The 1,047-nt window shown below is 36.5% G+C and carries 2 tRNA genes and 2 rRNA genes; all 4 read right to left on the bottom strand.

The features are described 5' to 3' along the window. Positions 1–573: 573 nt before the first annotated feature. Positions 574–649 (bottom strand) — tRNA-Ala (locus tag BSD9I1_RS07370). 3 nt (positions 650–652) lie between these two features. Beyond that, positions 653–729 (bottom strand) — tRNA-Ile (locus tag BSD9I1_RS07365). Between the two features lie 5 nt (positions 730–734). Then, positions 735–851 (bottom strand): 5S ribosomal RNA (rrf, locus tag BSD9I1_RS07360). A gap of 115 nt (positions 852–966) precedes the next feature. Further along, a 23S ribosomal RNA gene (locus BSD9I1_RS07355) occupies positions 967–1,047 on the bottom strand; the annotation flags it as partial.

Below are 1,047 nucleotides of genomic sequence, written 5' to 3'. Positions count from 1 at the left end.
CCTCAATTTAAAAGTTTAATCTGTTTCGCTCATCGCGTTTCTTAACATTTAACTGTTAAGTAATTGACTGGTTTCTATTCTCTGTTCAATTTTCAAAGACCCTGTCGCTCCAAGCGACTTTTATATAGTAACATTTTTATTTCTTCTTGTCAACAACTTTTTAAAATCTTTTTTTAAATCTTTGTCAACTTATTTGTCGTTTCTTGCGACGACATGAATTATCTTATCATAAAACATAATCCATTAATTTTATTCAATCCTATTTAAATGCAATTAACCCTTTATTTCTATGTTTTTCTCACTTTATCTAAATATATTGCGTATCGACACACAAGGATAAGTAGTAACGGGTATAACTAATATCTTTTATTGATAACTACTTAAATCATAGAGCTTGCATGAAAGTTCTTTAATATTTAAAACTTTGATCGAAGGACAAAGACCTTTAATCTTTGATTTGCCATGATCATTTTCATACAGTGAAATGAGAATATTAGTAAAGGCAGTGATTGAATAAATAAATAATAATAAATACAAAAAAATAAAAAGCCACATATTACTATGTGGCTTAAATGGTGGAGAATAAGGGATTCGAACCCTTGACCCCCTGCGTGCAAGGCAGGTGCTCTCCCAACTGAGCTAATCCCCCATATGGTGGACCTTCAGGGACTCGAACCCCGGACCAACCGGTTATGAGCCGGTTGCTCTAACCAACTGAGCTAAAGATCCTTATTATCTGGCAACGACCTACTCTCCCACCGGGCCTCCCCGGCAGTACCATTGGCGCTTTGAAGCTTAACCTTCGTGTTCGGAATGGGTACGGGTGTTACCTTCAAGCCATAATCACCAGATGCTCTAGCTCTTAAAATCTTCGATTTTCTAGAGATAGAGTACTCATCAGCTACGCTGAGGAGTTTCATTAGAAAGAACTATGTTCTTTCAAAATTGCACAGAGTACTAAAATTCTAGATCAAGCCCTCGACCTATTAGTATCAGTCAGCTGAATGCATTACTGCACTTACACCTCTGACCTATCAACCTTGTGTT

Source organism: Clostridium sp. BSD9I1 (assembly GCF_900185645.1).
GTDB lineage: Bacteria > Bacillota > Clostridia > Clostridiales > Clostridiaceae > Clostridium_AK.
Note: the sequence above shows the minus strand (reverse complement) of the source record. Positions and strands in the feature narration are given on the sequence as shown.